At 64.9% G+C, this 19,348-nt stretch carries 16 protein-coding genes; 12 read left to right on the top strand and 4 right to left on the bottom strand.

Translation table 11 applies throughout. From position 1 onward, the window contains the following. Positions 1-56 precede the first annotated feature (56 nt). Positions 57-1,445 carry a cysteine--tRNA ligase gene (gene cysS, locus SD196_RS10895; RefSeq protein WP_331314144.1) on the bottom strand — a complete coding sequence of 463 codons (1,389 nt, stop codon included), beginning with the start codon at positions 1,443-1,445 and terminating at the stop codon, positions 57-59. 3 nt (positions 1,446-1,448) lie between these two features. Beyond that, positions 1,449-3,131 carry a glutamine--tRNA ligase/YqeY domain fusion protein gene (locus tag SD196_RS10890; protein WP_331314863.1) on the bottom strand — a complete coding sequence of 561 codons (1,683 nt, stop codon included), beginning with the start codon at positions 3,129-3,131 and terminating at the stop codon, positions 1,449-1,451. A 121-nt stretch (positions 3,132-3,252) separates the two neighbouring features. On the opposite strand from SD196_RS10890, the gene SD196_RS10885 reads away from it, so the two are divergent. The 3 genes from SD196_RS10885 (at position 3,253) to SD196_RS10875 (ending at position 5,941) form a co-directional block, all read left to right on the top strand. Further along, entirely contained in the window at positions 3,253-3,759 is a 507-nt protein-coding gene (locus SD196_RS10885; RefSeq protein ID WP_331314142.1) for a peptidylprolyl isomerase, read from the top strand. A gap of 4 nt (positions 3,760-3,763) precedes the next feature. Next, positions 3,764-4,486 (top strand): UDP-2,3-diacylglucosamine diphosphatase, encoded by a 723-nt coding sequence (lpxH, locus tag SD196_RS10880; RefSeq protein ID WP_416311436.1) that lies wholly within the window; start codon positions 3,764-3,766, stop codon positions 4,484-4,486. A 123-nt stretch (positions 4,487-4,609) separates the two neighbouring features. Then, positions 4,610-5,941, top strand: a complete 1,332-nt coding sequence (locus SD196_RS10875) for an SPFH domain-containing protein (protein WP_331314138.1) — start codon at positions 4,610-4,612, stop codon at positions 5,939-5,941. 82 nt (positions 5,942-6,023) lie between these two features. On the opposite strand, the gene SD196_RS10870 is transcribed toward SD196_RS10875, so the two are convergent. Then, on the bottom strand, positions 6,024-6,641 hold the full coding sequence (locus SD196_RS10870) for a tRNA-(ms[2]io[6]A)-hydroxylase (protein WP_331314136.1): 618 nt from the start codon (positions 6,639-6,641) through the stop codon (positions 6,024-6,026). Between the two features lie 165 nt (positions 6,642-6,806). On the opposite strand from SD196_RS10870, the gene SD196_RS10865 reads away from it, so the two are divergent. Continuing rightward, complete coding sequence (locus SD196_RS10865; RefSeq protein WP_331314134.1) at positions 6,807-7,670, top strand: universal stress protein; 864 nt, start codon at positions 6,807-6,809, stop codon at positions 7,668-7,670. 156 nt (positions 7,671-7,826) lie between these two features. Here SD196_RS10865 and SD196_RS10860 read toward each other — a convergent pair whose 3' ends face one another. Continuing rightward, positions 7,827-8,303 carry a DUF1289 domain-containing protein gene (locus SD196_RS10860; protein WP_331314132.1) on the bottom strand — a complete coding sequence of 159 codons (477 nt, stop codon included), beginning with the start codon at positions 8,301-8,303 and terminating at the stop codon, positions 7,827-7,829. 430 nt (positions 8,304-8,733) lie between these two features. Between SD196_RS10860 and acnB the strand changes: the two genes are divergently transcribed. The 8 genes from acnB (at position 8,734) to SD196_RS10820 (ending at position 19,092) form a co-directional block, all read left to right on the top strand. Next, positions 8,734-11,343: a bifunctional aconitate hydratase 2/2-methylisocitrate dehydratase gene (gene acnB, locus SD196_RS10855; RefSeq protein WP_370601310.1), complete on the top strand. Its 2,610-nt coding sequence runs from the start codon at positions 8,734-8,736 to the stop codon at positions 11,341-11,343. 377 nt (positions 11,344-11,720) lie between these two features. Further along, positions 11,721-12,923 (top strand): CmpA/NrtA family ABC transporter substrate-binding protein, encoded by a 1,203-nt coding sequence (locus SD196_RS10850; RefSeq protein WP_416311435.1) that lies wholly within the window; start codon positions 11,721-11,723, stop codon positions 12,921-12,923. A 2-nt stretch (positions 12,924-12,925) separates the two neighbouring features. After that, a complete protein-coding gene (locus SD196_RS10845) occupies positions 12,926-13,504 on the top strand; it encodes an ANTAR domain-containing response regulator (protein WP_331314126.1) in 579 nt (192 codons plus the stop codon). Positions 13,505-13,711: 207 nt separating this feature from the next. Beyond that, entirely contained in the window at positions 13,712-14,401 is a 690-nt protein-coding gene (locus tag SD196_RS10840) for a polysaccharide lyase family 7 protein (RefSeq protein ID WP_275607668.1), read from the top strand. Between the two features lie 84 nt (positions 14,402-14,485). Beyond that, entirely contained in the window at positions 14,486-14,914 is a 429-nt protein-coding gene (locus tag SD196_RS10835) for a thioesterase family protein (RefSeq protein WP_416311434.1), read from the top strand. 79 nt (positions 14,915-14,993) lie between these two features. Next, on the top strand, positions 14,994-15,485 hold the full coding sequence (locus tag SD196_RS10830; protein ID WP_370601307.1) for a cytochrome C: 492 nt from the start codon (positions 14,994-14,996) through the stop codon (positions 15,483-15,485). 587 nt (positions 15,486-16,072) lie between these two features. Continuing rightward, positions 16,073-17,284, top strand: coding sequence for a nitrate/nitrite transporter (locus SD196_RS10825; RefSeq protein WP_275607671.1), 1,212 nt, complete (start codon positions 16,073-16,075; stop codon positions 17,282-17,284). A 2-nt stretch (positions 17,285-17,286) separates the two neighbouring features. Then, positions 17,287-19,092, top strand: coding sequence for a protein kinase domain-containing protein (locus SD196_RS10820; protein ID WP_416311433.1), 1,806 nt, complete (start codon positions 17,287-17,289; stop codon positions 19,090-19,092). The last annotated feature ends 256 nt before the right edge of the window (positions 19,093-19,348 follow it).

Genomic DNA, 19,348 nt, shown 5'->3' with positions numbered 1-19,348 from the left:
TCGCGCACGAGAAAAAGGCCGCTGATCAGCGGCCTTTTTCATTTCCGAAGGAGCGATTACTCGGCGAGGCGCCAGGTAGTGCCGCCCTTGCCGTCCTCCAGCACCACACCCAGAGCGGTCAGCTCGTCGCGGATGCGGTCGGACTCGGCCCAGTTCTTCGCCGCGCGGGCATCCAGGCGCGCCTGGATCAGCGCCTCGACCTGCGCAGCGTCGACCTTGCCCGCCGCGCCAGCCTGGAGGAACTCGTCCGCATCCAGCTGCAGCACGCCCAGCAGGCCGGCCAGCTCGCGCAGACGGGCCGCCAGACCAGCCGCCGCTGCCGGCTCGCTATCACGCAGACGGTTGATCTCGCGAGCCATCTCGAACAGCACGGCAACCGCTTCCGGCGTACCGAAGTCATCGTCCATCGCCGCGGCGAAACGCTCGACGAAGGCCTCGCCTCCCACGGCAGCCACCTGCGGCAGGCCGCGCAGCGCGGTGTAGAAGCGTTCCAGCGCGCCCTTGGCTTCCTTCAGATTGTCTTCGGAATAGTTGATCGGACTGCGGTAGTGACTGGAAACCAGCAGGAAGCGCACGACTTCCGGATGGTACTTCTCCAGCACTTCGCGAATGGTGAAGAAGTTGCCCAGGGACTTGGACATTTTCTCGCCATCCACACGTACCGCGCCGGCGTGCATCCAGCTGGCCGCGTAGAGCTTGCCGGTGGCCGCCTCGCTCTGGGCGATCTCGTTTTCGTGGTGCGGGAACACCAGGTCCGGGCCGCCGCCATGGATGTCGAAAGTCTCGCCCAGGCAGCAGGTGGACATCACCGAGCACTCGATGTGCCAGCCCGGACGACCGGCGCCCCAAGGCGACTCCCAGCTCGGCTCGCCGGGCTTGGCGCCTTTCCAGAGCACGAAGTCCAGCGGGTCTTCCTTGGATTCGTCGACCTCGATCCGCGCACCGATGCGCAGGTCTTCGATCTTCTTGCGCGACAGCTTGCCGTAGCCGGCGAACTTGCCAACCCGGTAGTAGACGTCGCCATTGCCCGGCGCGTAGGCGTAGCCCTTGTCGATCAGGGTCTGGATCATCTCGTGCATGCCGGCGATGTGGCCGGTAGCGCGCGGCTCGATGTCCGGACGCAGGACCGACAGGCGCGCCTCGTCCTCGTGCATCGCGGCGATCATTCGGGCGGTCAGGTCTTCGAACGATTCGCCGTTCTCCTGGGCGCGACGGATGATCTTGTCGTCGATGTCGGTGATGTTGCGCACGTAGGTCAGGTCATAGCCGCGATGGCGCAACCAGCGAGCGATCACGTCGAACGCCACCATCACACGGGCATGGCCGATGTGGCAGAAGTCGTAGACGGTCATGCCGCACACGTACATGCGCACCTGGTTACCCACCAGCGGCTTGAAGGCGTCCTTGGTCTTGGACAGCGTGCTGTAGATCTGCAAGTCAGCCATGCCTCACTGCCCCCAGGAATCGCGCAGGGTCACGGTGCGGTTGAACACCAGGGCGCCGTGCTTGGAATCCTTCGAGTCGGCGCAGAAGTAACCCTCGCGCTCGAACTGGAAGCGATCGTGCGGGGTGGCTCCAGCCAGCGACGGCTCGGCGCGGCAACCCTTGAGCACCACCAGGGAGTCCGGGTTGATGTTGTCGAGGAAGCTGCCGCCCTCTTCCGACTTCTCCGGGTTGGCGGAGCGGAACAGGCGGTCGTACAGGCGCACTTCGCACTCGATGCTCTCGGCGGCCGGCACCCAGTGGATCACGCCCTTGACCTTGCGGCCTTCGGGGTTCTTGCCCAGGGTGTTCTCGTCATAGCTGCAGCGCAGTTCGACGATGTTGCCGTCGGCATCCTTGATGGCCTCGTCGGCGCGGATCACGTAGCTGCCGCGCAGACGCACTTCGCCGCCCGGAATCAGGCGCTTGTAGCCGGCCGGCGGGACTTCTTCGAAGTCGCTGGCGTCGATGTAGATCTCGCGGCTGAACGGCAGCACGCGCATGCCCATGTCCTGCTTCGGATGGCACGGCAGCTCGAGGCTCTCGACCTGGCCTTCCGGGTAGTTGGTGATCACCACCTTCAGCGGCTTGAGCACGCACATGGCGCGGCCGGCGTTGGCATCCAGGTCGTCACGGATGGCGAATTCCAGCATGCCGATGTCCACCACGCCGCCAGCGCGGTTTACGCCGATCATGTCGCAGAAGGTGCGGATCGAGGCCGGGGTATAACCGCGGCGGCGATAGCCGGAGAGGGTCGACATGCGCGGGTCATCCCAGCCGTCGACGTGCTTCTCGTCCACCAGTTGCTTGAGCTTGCGCTTGCTGGTGATGGTGTAGTTCAGGTTCAGGCGCGCGAATTCATACTGGCGCGGCTGGGCCGGGACCGGCAGGTTGGCCAGGAACCACTCGTACAGCGGGCGGTGATCCTCGAACTCCAGGGTGCAGATGGAGTGGGTGATGCCCTCGATGGCGTCCGACTGACCGTGGGTGAAGTCGTAGCTGGGGTAGATGCACCACTTGTCGCCGGTCTGGTGGTGATGGGCGTGGCGGATGCGGTAGAGGATCGGGTCGCGCAGGTTGATGTTCGGCGAGGCCATGTCGATCTTCGCACGCAGCGAACGTGCGCCGTCCGGGAATTCGCCGGCCTTCATGCGGGCGAACAGGTCCAGGTTCTCTTCCACCGAACGATCACGGAACGGGCTGTTCTTACCCGGCTCAGTCAGGGAGCCACGGTAGGCGCGCATTTCCTCGGCATTGAGGTCGCAGACGAAAGCCTTGCCGGCCTTGATCAGCTCTACCGCCCAGGCGTGCAGTTGGTCGAAGTAGTTGGACGCATAGCGCACCGGGCCGACCCAGTCGAAGCCAAGCCATTTCACATCGGCTTCAATGGCGTCGATGTATTCCTGGTCTTCCTTCGCCGGGTTGGTGTCGTCGAAGCGCAGGTGGCAGTCACCGCCGAACTCCTTGGCCAGGCCGAAGTTCAGACAGATGGACTTGGCGTGGCCGATGTGCAGGTAGCCGTTGGGCTCCGGCGGGAAGCGGGTGACGATCTTCTGGTGCTTGCCACTTTCCAGATCGGCCGCAACGATCGGGCGCAGGAAGTTGGCGGCAACAGTGGCTTCTTTCGTATCGGCGGTAGGCTTGCTCATGGTGTCCTTGATCATGCTGGTGTTCGGCCAGGGTAGGCCAGCCAAACCAAAGCGCTTATCATAGCCGAAGCTGTCAACCCCCTGACAGGCCTTCGATTTTTCCAACCAGCGGAATTCCCTGATGACTACCACCGTCAAACTGCAGACCAACTTCGGCGATATCACCCTCGAACTCTTCGACGACAAGGCGCCGGAAACCGTGGCCAACTTCAAGGAGTACGTGAAGGCCGGCCATTACGACAACACCGTATTCCACCGCGTGATCAACAACTTCATGATCCAGGGCGGCGGTTTCGAGCCGGGCATGAAGCAGAAGAGCACCAACAAGCCGATCAAGAACGAAGCCAACAACGGCGTCGGCAACAAGGTCGGCACCGTCGCCATGGCCCGCACCATGGAGCCGCACTCTGCCAGCGCGCAGTTCTTCATCAACGTCGCCGACAACGACTTCCTCAACCACAGCGCGCCGACCGTTCAGGGCTGGGGCTACTGCGTGTTCGGCCAGGTGAAGGACGGCATGGACGTGGTCAACAAGATCAAGGGCGTGGCCACCACCATGCGCTCTGGCCACCAGGACGTGCCGGCCGACGACGTGATCATCGAGAAAGCCGAAATCCTCGGCGAGTGAGTCGATGAGCGTCCTGTTCATCTCGGACCTGCATCTCGAAGCGGAACGCCCGGACATTACCCGGGCGTTCTTGCATTTCCTGTCTACCCGCGCCCGCACGGCCAAAGCTCTGTACATCCTCGGCGACTTCTTCGAAGCCTGGATCGGCGACGACGGCATGGACGAGTTCCAGCACTCCATCGCCCGCGCCCTGCGTGAACTGTCCGACAGCGGCACACGCATCTACCTGATGCACGGTAATCGCGACTTCCTGATCGGCAAGGCGTTCTGCCGCGAGGCCGGCTGCACCCTGCTGCGCGACCCAAGCCTGATCGACCTGGGCGGCGAAAAGGTGCTGCTGATGCACGGCGACATTCTGTGCACCCTCGACGAGGCTTACATGAAGCTGCGCCGCTGGCTGCGCAATCCGCTCACGCTGTTCATCCTGCGCAACCTGCCGTTGGCCACCCGCCACAAGCTGGCGCGCAAGCTGCGCAAGGAAAGCCGCGCTCAGACGCGCATGAAAGCCAGCGAGATCGTCGACGTCACCCCCGCGGAAGTGGAGCGCATCATGCGCGACAAGGGCGTACGTATCCTGATCCACGGCCATACCCATCGTCCGGCCGTACACGAACTGGAGATCGACGGGCGCCCCGCCCGGCGCATCGTCCTCGGCGACTGGGACCGCCAGGGCTGGGCCCTGGAAGCCGACGACCAGGGACTGCAGCAGGCGCCCTTCCCGCTCTGAGAGCCCCGGCCACCAGCATGGTGGCCTTCCGACACCAACCTACCCGCACTGTCAGATGTTTCCTCTTGACCGGCACCGGCGGCCTTGCGCAGCATTGCCGGTTTGCTCACTCAAGGAAGAACCATGCTGATCTCCAAGGAAAGCCTCATCAAATATGCCGCCGCGCCGCTGGCGGTGGCCGCCGCCGGTTTCATCCTGTTCAACGGGGTGTTCTTCTATAACGAAGCCGGCTACATGACCCACGTGCGCACCATCTTCGGGGAAGAGAAGATCGTCGACGACGTGGGCTATGCCACCAAGTGGTTCGGCCGCGCCACCACCTGGAAGAAGGCGATCAGCGTGCAGTCCGTGCTGGTCATGGACGAGAACGACAACAACCCCGACAACGACGCCCTCGGCGCTACCATCGAAGCCTTCCCCATCGTGTTCCTCGGCAACGTCGACGCCAAGGTCGAGTCCTCGGCACGCTTCCGTCTGCCCGGCGGCGACTCCTTCCTGAAGATGGCCCAGGAATACCGCAACCCGGACAACTTCATCCGCACCGCGCTGGTACCGGCGATCAAGGAAACCCTGCAGGCCACCGCCTCGCTGATGAGCGCCGACGATTACTACGCCGGCGCCCGCAGCGAGTTCGCCGCGGAGTTCGAGAACCAGCTCAACGACGGCCTGTACCTGATCAAGCGCAAGGAAGTCCGCGGCCCGCGCGGCGCCCTGCCCCACCAGACCGCCATCCTGCAGGCCGGCACCGAGCAGGGCAGCTTCGGCGACAACAACGCCAGCCAGTTCGTTACCGAGAAGGTCACCGACGCCAAGGGCATCCCGGTGCGCAAGCAGCAGCAGTTCCGCAAGTTCGGTGTGGAAGTGGTGGAAGCGCGCATCACCAACGTCGACCCGAACCCCCAGTACAAGCAGCGCATGGTCAAGGTACAGCAGGCCCTGGCCGAGTTGGCCGTGGCCCGCCAGAACCGTCTGAAGGAAGAGGAAGAGAAGCTGCTGGTCACCGCCCGCGGCGAGAAGGAAGTGGAAGCCAAGCGCCAGGAAACCCTGCGCGACCAGATCGAGCGCACCACCCAGGCGGAAACCGACAAGCAACTGGCGGTGATCAACGCCGAGCGCGAGAAGCAGCGCGCCGAGATCGAGAAACAGACCGCTGAACTCTTGCGCGACAAGGCCGCCGTGACCGCCCAGGCCACCAAGATCACCGCCGACGCCGATGCCTACGCCCGTGAAGCAGTGATCAAGGCGGACGGCGCGCTGCAGCCCAAACTCGACGCACTGATCGCCATCAACAAAGTATGGGCCGAGGCCGCCGCCCAGGCGCCGGTGCCCAGCGTGATGATGGCCAGCGGCCCGACCAGCGCCAGCAGCCGCCAGGACGAGATCGGCCAGCTGATGGGCGTGCTGGCGACCAAGGCCGCGCGCGATCTGGCGCTGGACCTGAAGGTCAAAGACTGATGCAGGGCGAACAACCGCGAACGGTTGTACGCCCTACGAAAAAAGCGCCCATCCGGGCGCTTTTTTCATTCCGGCTCGCGAATCAGGCCGCCAGCTCGCTCGGCACACCGCTATGGAAGCGGAATTCGCTGTCCGGCGAGCGAATCAGCTCCGCTTCCACCTCGCGAATCTCCACCACGCGACGATCGATGTCCGCGTCATCGCCGTAACGGCGCGCCAGGCTCAGGTAACCCTGGAAGTGCCGCGCCTCGGACTTGAGCAACGAGCCGTAGAACTTCGCCAGATCCGCATCCAGGTGATCCACCAGCGCAGCAAAACGCTCACAGCTGCGGCACTCGATGAAAGCACCGACGATCAGGGTGTCCACCAGCTTGTGCGGCTCATGGTTGCGCACCACGGCGCGCAGGCCGGAGGCATAGCGGCTGGCGGAGATCGGCCGCAGCGGAATACCGCGCTTCTTCAGGATCGCCAGCACCTGCTCGTGGTGGCGCAGCTCCTCGCGGGCCAGGCGCGACATGAAGTTCACCAGTTCCTCGTGGGCGCTGTACTTGGCGATCAGGGCCAGGGCCGTGCTGGCGGCCTTGAACTCGTTGTTCTTGTGGTCGATCAGCATCACCGCCTGATCCCGCAGCGCGGCTTCCACCCACGCATCCGGCGTGGCACAACCGAGGAATTCCCTGATTTCAGACAGCATGCTCAACTCCAACGAAGCGTTCCACCGGCTGGCCGGTGTCATAAATGCGGGGCATTATACGAATGCAGCCGCGCGGAACCAGCGTCCGCCCTTGATATGCCTCAACGTCATGACGGCGATATCCCGACTACAGTTGTTCCACATAAACAACGCGCACGAAGGGAGACGATCATGCAAGCCATCCGTAGCATCCTCGTAGTCGTGGACCCCGACCAGCCGGACGGTCTCGCCCTGAAACGGGCGCGCCTGATCGCCAGCGTCACCCAGTCCCACCTGCATCTGCTGGCCTGCGAGAAGCGCGGCGACTGCACTGCCGCGCTCGAAGAGCTCACCCAGGGGCTGCGCGAAGAAGGCTTCAGCGCCTCCAGCCGGCAGGCCTGGAAGGACGGTCTGCACCAGACCATCATCGCCGAGCAGCAGGCCGAAGGCTGCGGCCTGGTAATCAAGCAGCACACCCCCGACAACCCGCTGAAGAAGGCGCTGCTGACCCCGGACGACTGGAAGCTGCTGCGCCACTGCCCCTCCCCCGTGTTGCTGGTGAAAACCAACCAGCCCTGGGCCGGACGCAACATCCTTGCGGCGGTGGACGTGGGCAACAGCGACACCGAGCACCGCACCCTGCACGCCGGCATCGTCAGCCATGCCTATGACATCGCCGGACTGGCCCATGGCGAGCTGCACGTGATCAGCGCCCACCCCTCGCCGATGCTGTCGGCCGCCGACCCGACCTTCCAGCTCAGCGAAACCATCGAGGCGAAGTACCGCGAGGCCTGCCGGGCGTTCCAGGCCGAGTACGGCGTTGACAACGACCACCTGCATATCGAGGAAGGCCCGGCCGACGTGCTCATCCCGCGTGCGGCGCACAGCCTGACGGCTGCCGTCACAGTGATCGGCAGTGTGGCGCGCACCGGCTTCTCCGGCGCGCTGATCGGCAATACCGCCGAGGTGGTACTGGATGCGCTGGAGAGCGACGTCCTGGTGCTCAAGCCGGACGACATCATCGCCCACCTGGAAGAGCTGGCAGCCCAACCCTGACGGGACAAATGCGGAGCGACATCCTGTAGGAACGAGCTTGCTCGCGAAGCGCCCAGCACCGGAGCTGCCGGGAAATGGTTCGCGAACAAGCCGCTCCTACATAGAGCATGAAAAAGCCGCCCGTCGGGCGGCTTTTTCATGCAGGCATCGTTCGCCTCAGACCCGCGACTCCATCCCCTCGGCCAGGAAGCGCGGGGCGATATAGCGCTCGTAGTGCGCCTCGGAGAGGATGAAGAACTCCTTGTCGATGGCATCGCGCAGCTCCGGCAGCGGCCAGTCGCGGAATTCCGGCAGCAGCGCCAGGCCATAGGCTTCCACCTGGTTGATCATCCGCGAGCCGCGGGCGATCAGCTGGTAGGCCCAGCAGTAGGGCGACTGCTCGGGGACGAAGCGGATCTGCCTCTGCTCCAGCTGCGCGCGCAGGCGCTGCGGGTCGAAGACTTCCAGCTTGGCCATCATCACCTGGGTCAGCAGAACCTCCAGGCGGCTCAGCACCGAGCGTTTCTCCTCGTCGCTGTAGCCGTTCCAGTGCACCACTTCATGGTGGAAACGCTTGCAGCCACGACAGACCAGGTCGCCGTAAACCGTCGAACAGAGCCCGACACAGGGAGTTTTGATGCGCGAAGAAGACATGACGGAAGGAGTAGCGGGCAAAGCGGCATATTAGTGTCCGAGGGGGCCTCCTCGCAAACCGGGTTGCCCTGTGGTCGGACACGACCATTGTCTAGGCAATATCACCCTTGCGGGGGTAGCAAATCGGCTTACCAACACCGGCTTTTTGCATTAGAATCCCCTCGCCTTTTTGGCGTCATTGTCCGAAAGAAGCTGTTTTCAAAGCGTCACGAAGCACAGATTCCGGCAGCCGCGCGGCCTGGGCGCTCCCCTCAAGCGTTCAGGCCCCTACGTCCCAGGCCACACCGGCGTAAAACTTTGAAAACAGCTTCTGCCCGGAGATCGCCGGTGCCGTCGTAGGTCAGTGGATTACCGTCCACCATGCCTGACGAATGGATCGGAAGGGTCTCCTGGATACGCGTCCTCCGGGACCACTGATGAGGGAAAAACTGTGCTTGAAGCCTACCGCAAACACGTAGAAGAGCGTGCCGCCCAGGGCGTCGTGCCCCAGCCGCTGAACGCCGAGCAGACCGCTGGTCTGGTCGAACTCCTGAAGAACCCGCCGGCCGGCGAAGAAGAATTCCTCCTCGATCTGATCACCAACCGCGTGCCGCCGGGCGTCGACGAAGCCGCCTACGTCAAGGCCGGTTTCCTCTCCGCTATCGCCAAGGGCGAAGCCACTTCCCCGCTGCTGACCAAGGCCCGCGCCGTTGAGCTGCTGGGCACCATGCAGGGCGGCTACAACATCGCCACCATGGTTGAGCTGCTGGACAGCGCCGAGCTGGCCGAAGTCGCCGCCGAGCAACTCAAGCACACCCTGCTGATGTTCGACGCCTTCCACGACGTTGCCGAGCGCGCCAAGAAAGGCAACGCCGCCGCCAAGGCCGTGCTGCAATCCTGGGCCGAAGGCGAGTGGTTCAAGGCCAAGCCGGCCGTCGCCGAGAAGCTGACCCTGACCGTGTTCAAGGTCCCCGGCGAAACCAACACCGACGACCTGTCCCCCGCTCCGGACGCCTGGTCGCGCCCCGACATCCCGCTGCACGCCCTGGCCATGCTGAAGATGGCTCGCGACGGCATCGAACCGGTCCAGCCGGGCTCCGTCGGTCCGCTGAAGCAGATCGAAGCCGTCAAGGCCAAGGGTTTCCCGGTTGCCTACGTCGGTGACGTGGTCGGCACCGGTTCGTCCCGTAAGTCCGCCACCAACTCGGTGCTGTGGTTCTTCGGCGACGACATCCCCTACGTTCCGAACAAGCGTGCTGGCGGCTTCTGCTTCGGTACCAAGATCGCCCCGATCTTCTACAACACCATGGAAGACGCCGGCGCCCTGCCGATCGAATTCGACTGCACCAACCTGGCCATGGGCGACGTCATCGACGTGTACCCGTACGAAGGCAAGGTCGTGCGTCATGACAGCGGCGAAGTGGTCACTACCTTCGAGCTGAAGACCCCGGTTCTGCTGGACGAAGTCCGCGCCGGCGGCCGTATCCCGTTGATCGTTGGCCGTGGCCTGACCGAGAAGGCCCGCGCCGAGCTGGGTCTGGCTCCGTCCGACCTGTTCAAGAAGCCGGAAGCGCCGGCCGACAGCGGCAAGGGCTTTACCCTCGCCCAGAAGATGGTTGGCCGCGCCTGCGGTCTGGCCGAAGGCCAGGGCGTACGCCCGGGCACCTACTGCGAACCGAAGATGACCACCGTCGGTTCCCAGGACACCACCGGCCCGATGACCCGCGACGAGCTGAAAGACCTGGCTTGCCTGGGCTTCTCCGCCGACCTGGTGATGCAGTCCTTCTGCCACACCGCCGCTTATCCGAAGCCGATCGACGTCAAGACCCACCACACCCTGCCGGACTTCATCATGACCCGCGGTGGTGTCTCCCTGCGTCCGGGCGACGGCATCATCCATAGCTGGCTGAACCGCATGCTGCTGCCTGACACCGTCGGCACCGGCGGCGACTCGCACACCCGCTTCCCGATCGGCATCAGCTTCCCGGCCGGTTCCGGCCTGGTCGCCTTCGCCGCTGCCACCGGCGTCATGCCGCTGGACATGCCCGAGTCGGTTCTGGTGCGCTTCAAGGGCAAGCTGCAGCCGGGCATCACCCTGCGTGACCTGGTCCATGCCATCCCCTACTACGCGATCCAGGCTGGCCTGCTGACCGTCGAGAAGAAAGGCAAGAAGAACATCTTCTCCGGCCGCATCCTCGAGATCGAAGGTCTGAACGACCTGACCGTCGAGCAAGCCTTCGAGCTGTCCGACGCCTCCGCCGAGCGTTCGGCTGCCGGTTGCACCATCAAGCTGCCGGAAGAGGCCATCGCCGAGTATCTGAAGTCCAACATCACCCTGCTGCGCTGGATGATCGGCGAAGGCTACGGCGATGCCCGCACCCTGGAGCGCCGCGCGCAAGCGATGGAAGCCTGGCTGGCCAACCCGCAACTGCTGGAAGCCGACAAGGACGCCGAGTACGCCGCGGTCATCGAGATCGACCTGGCCGACGTCAAGGAGCCGGTACTCTGCGCTCCGAACGACCCGGACGACGCTCGCCTGCTGTCCAGCGTCGAAGGCCGCAAGATCGATGAAGTCTTCATCGGTTCCTGCATGACCAACATCGGTCACTTCCGCGCTGCCGGCAAACTGCTGGACAAGGTCAAGGGTGGCATTCCGACCCGTCTGTGGCTGGCTCCGCCGACCAAGATGGACGCCCACCAGCTGACCGAGGAAGGCTACTACGGCATCTACGGCAAGGCTGGCGCGCGCATGGAAATGCCGGGCTGCTCGCTGTGCATGGGTAACCAGGCTCGCGTACAGACCGGTTCGACCGTGGTCTCCACTTCGACCCGTAACTTCCCGAACCGTCTGGGCGACGCCACCGACGTGTTCCTGGCATCCGCCGAGCTGGCCGCCGTCGCTTCGATCATCGGCAAGCTGCCGACCGTCGAGGAGTACATGGCCTACGCGAAGGACATCGACAGCATGTCTGCCGATATCTACCGCTACCTGAGCTTCGACCAGATCGCCGAGTTCCGCGAAGCTGCAGCCAACGCGAAGATCCCGGCAGTTCAGGTCTGAGACTCCTAGCGTGATGAAAAGCCCCGCCCCGTGCGGGGCTTTTCTTTTGTGGCGGCCGAAATAGAGCGACCTGAACCACTACTCACGATGGGGCTAATACTTATTGACCGTTGCGCCTGTCGCCGGCGTGTCTAAGGTGTCAGCAGGCCCTGCCGATATCCGTGCTCAGGTGCCCTTGATGGAACCCTCCAGAGGTGCGCTCCCTTCCTCTGAGCCCCGCCCTTGTGGCGGGGCTTGTTTTTTCCGCCGTACCTGGCACACCCCTTGCTGAACGCCCTGCAGCAGGCAGCCCAACGGCGGGCCCTGAAAGACGATGACGTCGCCTTCCCGCCCATCGATGGTCAGCGGAGCGACGCCCTTTGCCTTCAGAGGTGGAAATGATCGACAGCACCAGAGGCCGTCCGGACAGCCTGGCCTGGGTCGCCGGCTCCGACGCACCGGAGAAGAGCGCCCTGAATCTGGGCTTCATGGCCCTCACCGACTCCGCATCCCTGGTGGTCGCCGCCACTCAGGGCTTCGCCCAGCCCTACGGCCTGACCCTCAACCTGCAGCGGCAAAGCTCCTGGGCCGGCCTGCGCGATCGCCTGCTCAGCGGCGAGCTGGATGCGGCCCAGGGGCTCTACGGCCTGATCTACGGCATGCAGCTCGGCCTGGGCGGCACACCCGCCACCGAGATGGCCGTGCTCATGGGGCTGTGCCAGAACGGCCAGGCGATCAATCTTTCCGCTCCGCTGATGCGCGACGGCGTGACCTGTGCTGAAGCACTCCGCCAGCACGCGCTCCACAACGGTGCGCCGCTGACCCTGGCGCACACCTTCCCCACCGGCACCCATGCCCTGTGGCTGTATTACTGGCTGGCCAGTCACGGCATCCACCCGCTGCGTGACGTGCGCTCGCTGGTGGTGCCGCCGGCGCAGATGGTGGAGCACCTGAAGGCCGGGCGCATCGATGGTTTCTGTGCCGGAGGCCCCTGGGGCGCGCTGGCGGTGGACGAAGGCCTGGGCTTCACCCTGGCGACCAGTCAGCAGATCTGGCCGGACCACCCGGAAAAGGTGCTGGGCACCACCCGCGCCTTCGTCGAGCAATACCCCAACACCGCCCGCGCCCTGGTGATGAGCCTGCTCGATGCCAGCCGCTTCATCGAGGCCAGCGAGGACAACCTGCGCAGCGCTGCGCAATTGATCAGCGGGCGCGACTACATCGACGCACCGGTCTCCAGCATCGAGCCACGCCTGCTCGGTCGCTATCAGGACGGCCTCGGCCACGCCTGGCAGGATGCCCATCCGCTGCGTTTCCACGACGGCGGACAGGCCAACTTCCCGTGGCTGTCCGACGGCATGTGGTTCATGACCCAGTTCCGCCGCTGGGGCCTGCTGCGCGAGGACATCGACTACCTGGGCATTGCCCGCCGGGTCCAACGGCTCGACCTGTACCGCGAAGCCGCCGAAGCCATTGGCGTAGCGGTGCCGAACGTCGACATGCGGAGCTCGACGCTGATCGATGGGCGAATCTGGGATGGCAGCGATCCGACCAGCTATGCCCACGGCTTCGAATTGAATGCCCTGACGGAGCGAGACTGAGCATGTTGCGCGTCCTGCTGATCAACGACACCCCGAAGAAGGTCGGGCGCCTCAAGGCAGCGCTGGTGGAATCCGGTTTCGAGGTGGTCGACGAATCAGGCCTCACCGTCGACCTGGCGCAACGCGTGGAAGCCCTGCGCCCGGATGTGATCCTGATCGATACCGAATCCCCCGGCCGCGATGTACTGGAACAGGTGGTGCTGGTCAGCCGCGACCAGCCGCGCCCCATCGTCATGTTCACCGACGAACACGACCCGCAAGTGATGCGCCAGGCCATCCGTTCCGGGGTCAGCGCCTACATCGTCGAGGGCATCCAGGCCGAGCGCCTGCAACCGATCCTCGACGTCGCCATGGCCCGCTTCGAGAGCGACCAGGCACTGCGCGCGCAACTGCAGGCCCGCGAGCAGCAACTGGCCGAGCGCAAGCGCATCGAACTGGCCAAGGGGCTGCTGATGAAGATGAAGGGCTGCGCCGAGGAAGAGGCCTATACCCTGATGCGCCGCCAGGCCATGGGGCGCCAGCAGAAGCTGGTGCAGGTGGCCGAGCAGATCATTGCGATGCACGAAATGCTGGGGCACTGACAGGCCATCTGCCAGCGGCGGCACCCCGCGATCAGAACGCCAGCCCGCCTGCTGGCCCCCGCCGGTGCGGCCACTGCGTATCCTCCGCGCGCCGCGCTAAACCTCGCGCGGTGCCCTCGCTTCCATTGCATGACCATGGAAGTCCGTAGTGCGACCCGTCGGCTAGGTACCTGCCGGTCGCATCCGCCCCCTAGTGAGCGAGACAGCATGATCGACCTTTCCACCTGGAACCTCAGCGTTCCCAGCGACCCCCGCCCCACCGAAATCACCACCCAGCAACTGCTCGACGGCTACCAGAGCAGCTACTTCAAGCGCGATGGCGACACCATCGTGTTCTGGGTGCCGGTCAACGGCTCCCACAGCGAAGACAGCACCTACCCGCGTACCGAGCTGCGCGAGACCAAACGCGACGGCAGCATCTACAACTGGTACTACACCGGCGGCGACAACGAGTTGCGCGCCACAGTCAGCGTCGGTCGCGTTCCCTCGCAGAACAAGATCATCATCGGCCAGATCCACAGCAAATCGCCTACCAGCGGCGACGGCGAACCGCTGGTGAAGCTGCAGTACCACTACTACCCCAAGACCCAGACCGGCAGTATCGAAGCCCTGGTGCGCAACCACCCGGACGACAGCGAAAGCAAGAATATCCCGCTGCTCACCGATGTGCGCCTGAACGAGCGAGTCACCTACAGCCTGCGTGTGACGTCCACCGGCCAGTTAGGCCTGCGCGCCGAAACCTCCGATGGCGAGCAGCAGTATTACCGCCAGGCCCTGAGCACCACCTGGAGCAAGCAACTGCTCTACTTCAAGGCCGGCGCCTATATCAACGACAACTACGGTCCCACTGACGAGGGTGGTCGCGTCACCTTCTACCACGTCAACCTGGCGCACTGACGCGCCCATTCAGCCCGCCTATGGCACTGCGAAACCGGCGGCGGGCTCCGTACAATGGCGCACCTTCCCCGATCCGAGAGCGCCATGGCCCGCCTGAAACTGGAATTCCCCGAAGAACTCTTCATCTACGGCACCAAGCTGACCGTGCGCGTCACCGACATCAACGGCGCCAAGCACCTGGGCAACGACTCGATGATCTCCATGATCTCCGAGGCCCGCGCGCGCTTCCTGTTCGATTACGGCATCCGCGAGAGCGGCATCATCGTCACCGACCTGGCCACCACCTACCGCGCCGAGGCCCACGCCCGCGACCAGTTGCTGTTCGAAGTCGGCGTCATGGACTTCAACAAGTACGGCGGCGACATCATCTTCCGCATCACCCGCCCAGCGGACGGAACCCTGGTCGCCATGGCCAAGTCCGGCTTCGTGTTCTTCGACTACCAGGCCGGCAAGGTCACCCCCATTCCTCAGGCGTTTCGTGACGCATTCCCCAATGTGAACTGGATCGCCTGATCCTCGCCGGGCGGCGATGCTGGCAACGCGCTATACCTCTGGAGCCGTCTATCAAACCGACATCAGAGGAGAACTCCCAATGCCGTCCTTCCTTCGGGTGGGCGCGCTGTCCGGCTGTCTGTGCCTGCCTATCCTGACCCTGTCCACGCCGTGCCCGGCGGCAGACACCGATCCCCTGCAACGCGGCCGCTATCTGGTGCAGATCGCCGGCTGCAACGACTGCCATACCCCCGGCTACGCCATGGCCCCCGAGAAAGTCCCGGAAAGCACCTGGCTTATCGGCGACCAGTTGGGCTGGAACGGCCCCTGGGGCACCACCTACCCCGCCAATCTGCGCCTGTACATGCAGGGCCGCAGCGAGGAGCAGTGGCTGGCCACGGCGCGACAGGCGAATTTCCGGCCGCCGATGCCATCCTATGTGCTGCGTGTGATGAACGAGGACGATCTGCGCAGCATTTACCGCTTCGTCCGCCAACTGGGACCGGCAGGAAATGTCGCCCCTGCCTACCTACCGCCGGGCAGCGCCCCCAAGGGTCCAGCGGTGGTTTTCCCTTCCCCGCCCACCCAATGACCCGCCGCCCCAACGGGGAGCACGCCCTGACCGCGAGCGCCCCGTTGTGGCACACCCAAGGCTTCACGCTCTCTGCTAACCCATTGGTTCACCTGAGATTTGCGGTCTTGGCCCGCGCCTTGCTCTACGCAAGGTGATGGTAATCAACGGCGATTACCCGACTTCGACAAAGGCGTCGCATCCACACCCGCGCAGTGCGGTGGGTGGAGCGACGCCTTTTTCGTTTGCCCCGGCGTAGGGGCTCAGGGGTCTGATGACGTTTTGCCGCGACCGCGACAGCGCCGCATTTTGCGCAGGGCAAGGCGCGAGGAGAGTGATTTGGTCATTCCAAACGAACGACGAGTAACGCAGCACTGCGCAAAATGCGGCCCGTCCCTTCGGGTTGCGCGGCAAATCACGCCATGCGTCGTTGCGCGACTTGAAAAGGGAATGACCATTTCCTGCATCCCGCGCCTCGCCTGGCGTGATTTGTCGCGGCAACGCGGCCTGCGTCAAAACGTCATCAGCCCCCTCCGACCTTTCTCGACCCCGGCGGCTGCCTTGTGGCGCACGACCGGGGTTCTCAACCGTTGCTGATGAGGTGTTCGATGAACACGAGTTTCTGGAAAGCCGGCCACGCGCCGACCCTGTTTGCCGCCTTCCTGTATTTCGACCTGAGCTTCATGGTCTGGTACGTCCTCGGCCCATTGGCAGTGCAGATCGCCACCGACCTGCAACTGACCACCCAGCAGCGCGCGCTGATGGTCGCCACGCCGATCCTCTCCGGCGCCATCCTGCGCTTTCTCATGGGCCTGCTGGCCGATCGCTGGTCGCCGAAGGCCGCCGGCATCCTCGGCCAGGTGATCGTCATCTGCGCGCTGTTGGGCGCCTGGCAGCTGGGCATCCACAGCCTGGAACAGGCGATGATCCTCGGTGTGCTGCTGGGCATGGCCGGCGCCTCCTTCGCCGTGGCGCTGCCACTGGCCTCGCAGTGGTACCCGCCGCAGCACCAGGGCAAGGCCATGGGCATCGCCGGCGCCGGCAACTCCGGCACCGTGTTGACCGCGCTGTTCGCCCCGGCCATCGCCGCCGCCTTCGGCTGGCAGAACGTCTTCGGCTTCGCGCTGATCCCGCTGCTGGCGACCCTGGTGGTATTTGCCCTGCTCGCCCGCAACGCTCCGGAGCGACCGCCGGCAAAATCCCTGGGGGATTACCTGAAGGCCCTGGGCGACCGTGATAGCTGGTGGTTCATGTTCTTCTACAGCGTCACCTTCGGCGGCTTCCTCGGCCTTGCCAGCACCCTGCCCGGCTACTTCCACGACCAATACGGCCTCGACCCGGTGAAAGCCGGCTACTACACCGCCGCCTGCGTCTTCGCCGGCAGCCTGATGCGTCCACTGGGCGGTGCCCTGGCCGACCGCATTGGGGGCATCCGCAGCCTGTTAGTGATGTACACCGTTGCCGCCATCTGCATCGCCGCCGTGGGCTTCCACCTGCCCAGCGCAGTGGCGGCACTGAGTCTCTTCGTAGTCGCCATGCTCAGCCTCGGTGCGGGCAACGGAGCGGTGTTCCAGCTGGTGCCGCAGCGCTTCCGCCAGACCATCGGCGTGATGACCGGCCTGATCGGCATGGCCGGCGGTATCGGCGGCTTCTGCCTGACAGCGGGCCTGGGTGCGATCAAGCAGGCCACCGGCGACTACCAGCTCGGTCTCTGGCTGTTCGCCAGCCTCGGCGTGCTCGCCTGGTTCGGGTTGCATGGGGTGAAGCTACGCTGGCGCACCACCTGGGGCAGCGCAGCCGTCACCGCCGCGCGGGTGTAGCCATGACCTGTAGGAGCGAGCTTGCTCGCGAACCGCTTAACGCGGCAGTCACCGGGAAAGGCGTTCGCGAGGCCGATTGTGTTCCCGACAATAGTCGGCATTCCCCACATCCCTGTGGATCACAAGCTCGCTCCTACAATGAGCTGCGCCTGAGCTTCGCCCAGGCCAGCGCCACCGGCCCGCGCGACGAGAACCAGGATGCCCTGCGGGTGGTCACTCCACCCGCAGGGCTGGCCGCCAGCAAGGGGCACCTGTTCGCCATCGCCGACGGCGTCAGCCATTGCGCCGACGGCGGTCTGGCCGCGCGCCTGACGCTGCAGGCGCTGGCCGCCGATTATTACGCCACCCCCGAGACCTGGGCCGTCGCCCAGGCCCTCGACCGCCTGCTGCTCTCGCAGAACCGCTGGTTGCAGGCCAATGGCGGCGGCCAGCCGCTGCTCACCACGCTGACCGCCCTGGTATTACGCGGGCGGCGTTTCACCCTCGCCCACGTCGGCGACTGCCGCCTCTACCGCTGGCACGCAGGACAACTGGAATGCCTGACCCAGGACCACGTCTGGGAGCAGCCCGGCATGCAGCACGTGCTCAAGCGCGCCCTGGGCCTCGACCAGCACCTGGTGGTGGACTACTGCGACGGAGAGCTGGAAGCCGGGCAATCTTTCCTGCTGGTCAGCGACGGTGTCTGGGCCGCGCTGGGCGACAACGCCATCCAGCGTCTGCTGGAAGACGCGCAATCCCTCGAAGCCTGCACCGATGCCTTGGTCAACGCCGCGCATCTGGCCGGCAGCCAGGACAACGCCAGTGCGCTGCTCCTGCGCGTGGACGAATTGCCGCCGGCCAGCCTCGGCGATGCCCTCGCCCAGCTCGACCACTGGCCGGCGCCACCGGCATTGCGGGACGAACAGGAGTTCGAGGGCTGGCAGGTAGAAGGCCGACTCGCACAGTCGCGTCAGTCGCTGATCTACCGCGTGCGCGACCGCCAGGGTCGCCCCTGGCTGCTCAAGACCCTGCCACCGGCATTGAGCGATGCAGCGGACGCCGGCCAGTCGCTGCTGCTGGAGGAATGGTTCCTGCGCCGCGTACAGGGCCGCTACTTTCCCGAGCTGCACAGCCTGCCGCAACGCCAGCACCTCTACTACGTAATGCGCGAATACCCCGGGCAGCCCCTGGACGAGCACCTCAAGCTGAACGGCCCGCTGAACCTGCCGGATTGGATGGATATCGCCCAACGCCTGCTGCGCGGCCTGGGCCAACTGCACCGGCGCAACATCCTGCACCGCGACATCAAGCCGGAGAACTTGCACTGGGCCAACGACGGCGAGCTGCGCCTGCTGGACTTCGGCTTGGCGTATTGCCCGGGCCTGTCCCGCGAGGACCCGCACGACCTGCCCGGCACCCCGAGCTACCTCGCACCCGAAGCCTTCCAGGGCGCAGCGCCGGACGCCCGCCAGGACCTCTACGCCGCCGGCGTCACGCTGTACCGCCTGCTCTGCGGCCATTATCCCTACGGCGAGATCGAAGCCTTCCAGCATCCGCGCTTCGGCACGCCCGCCCCGGCCAGTCGTTATCGACCTGACGTCCCGGCCTGGCTGGACGACTGGCTGGGTCGACTGATCACAGCGCAGCCGCAGCAACGTTTCGAAACCGCCGAGCAATGCCTGCTCACCCTGGAACAAGGCGAACGCCAGGCTCCAGCACGACCACGCCCCTTGCTGGAGCGCGAGCCGCTGCGGGTCTGGCGCGGGATTGCCCTCGCCTCCCTGGCCGTCAACCTGGGGCTGATTCTCTGGCTGATGCATCGCGGCTGAGGGCGCACCAGTTCGGTTCAAAACGCTTCAGCGCAGTGCACACGCCCCGGAAAAATCACCGGCCAATGCAGTGCAAGGCACGAAAATACTGGCACAGCACAAGTTGGCACGTGCCCTGCAGTACCCACAGCAACAATCTACAAAAGCGCGTCCCTCAACGAAGAGGCTCGCACTTCTCGATCCCTTGGACAAAGGCGTCCTCGCTGGGTAACCGGCGGGACGCCTTTTTTGTTTTCCGCGATTGCGTGACGGAGCC

Source organism: Pseudomonas macauensis, from assembly GCF_047902425.1.
GTDB lineage: Bacteria > Pseudomonadota > Gammaproteobacteria > Pseudomonadales > Pseudomonadaceae > Pseudomonas.
Note: the sequence above shows the minus strand (reverse complement) of the source record. Positions and strands in the feature narration are given on the sequence as shown.

What these genes read in the sequence shown, in the direction of transcription:
- SD196_RS10840 (WP_275607668.1), top strand. Translation starts at nt 13,712, where the DNA reads ATGATCGACCTTTCCACCTGGAACCTCAGCGTTCCCAGCGACCCCCGC.
- SD196_RS10890 (WP_331314863.1), bottom strand. Translation starts at nt 3,131, where the DNA reads ATGAGCAAGCCTACCGCCGATACGAAAGAAGCCACTGTTGCCGCCAAC.
- SD196_RS10830 (WP_370601307.1), top strand. Translation starts at nt 14,994, where the DNA reads ATGCCGTCCTTCCTTCGGGTGGGCGCGCTGTCCGGCTGTCTGTGCCTG.
- SD196_RS10820 (WP_416311433.1), top strand. Translation starts at nt 17,287, where the DNA reads ATGACCTGTAGGAGCGAGCTTGCTCGCGAACCGCTTAACGCGGCAGTC.
- SD196_RS10845 (WP_331314126.1), top strand. Translation starts at nt 12,926, where the DNA reads ATGTTGCGCGTCCTGCTGATCAACGACACCCCGAAGAAGGTCGGGCGC.
- SD196_RS10825 (WP_275607671.1), top strand. Translation starts at nt 16,073, where the DNA reads ATGAACACGAGTTTCTGGAAAGCCGGCCACGCGCCGACCCTGTTTGCC.
- cysS (WP_331314144.1), bottom strand. Translation starts at nt 1,445, where the DNA reads ATGGCTGACTTGCAGATCTACAGCACGCTGTCCAAGACCAAGGACGCC.
- SD196_RS10860 (WP_331314132.1), bottom strand. Translation starts at nt 8,303, where the DNA reads ATGTCTTCTTCGCGCATCAAAACTCCCTGTGTCGGGCTCTGTTCGACG.
- lpxH (WP_416311436.1), top strand. Translation starts at nt 3,764, where the DNA reads ATGAGCGTCCTGTTCATCTCGGACCTGCATCTCGAAGCGGAACGCCCG.
- SD196_RS10835 (WP_416311434.1), top strand. Translation starts at nt 14,486, where the DNA reads ATGGCCCGCCTGAAACTGGAATTCCCCGAAGAACTCTTCATCTACGGC.
- SD196_RS10865 (WP_331314134.1), top strand. Translation starts at nt 6,807, where the DNA reads ATGCAAGCCATCCGTAGCATCCTCGTAGTCGTGGACCCCGACCAGCCG.
- SD196_RS10875 (WP_331314138.1), top strand. Translation starts at nt 4,610, where the DNA reads ATGCTGATCTCCAAGGAAAGCCTCATCAAATATGCCGCCGCGCCGCTG.
- SD196_RS10885 (WP_331314142.1), top strand. Translation starts at nt 3,253, where the DNA reads ATGACTACCACCGTCAAACTGCAGACCAACTTCGGCGATATCACCCTC.
- SD196_RS10850 (WP_416311435.1), top strand. Translation starts at nt 11,721, where the DNA reads ATGATCGACAGCACCAGAGGCCGTCCGGACAGCCTGGCCTGGGTCGCC.